General features: G+C 61.2%; 1 protein-coding gene. It reads left to right on the top strand.

Annotation, left to right across the window (positions count from 1 at the left end; genetic code table 11):
* On the top strand, window positions 1–456 hold a 456-nt coding region (locus ACTHUR_RS20505), incomplete at both ends, for an acyl-CoA dehydrogenase family protein (RefSeq protein WP_440400638.1).

The following is a 456-nucleotide window of genomic DNA, read 5'->3' as shown; positions in this document are numbered from 1 at the left end:
GCTATCTGGTCGGCAGGGCGGGCAAGGGTTTGGCGTATATGTTTACCATGATGAAAACCGCGCGGCTGAACGTCGGCATAGGAGGCCACGCCGTCGCCGAACGCGCCTACCAAAACGCGCTCGCCTATGCCAAAGAACGCGTACAGGGACGCGACGAGGCGGACGGTTCAGACGACGTGGCGATTATCCGCCATCCCGACGTGCGCCGTATGTTGTTGATACAAAAGGCAACGCTCGCCGCCCAACGCGCCCTCTATCTGCGCGCCGCCGCCCTGACCGATTTTGCTGCCGCCTGCCCCGACAACGTATTGCGCAAAGAAGCGGAGCGCGAACTGGATTTCCTGATTCCCATCGTCAAAGCCTGGCCGACCGACAATGGCGTCGTCCTGACCAACCTCGCCATTCAGATTTATGGCGGCGCGGGTTACGTCGAAGAGAGCGGTGTGGCGCAATACC

Source organism: Neisseria sp. P0021.S007 (assembly GCF_051956855.1).
This window is presented reverse-complemented; position numbering and strand designations above follow the sequence as displayed.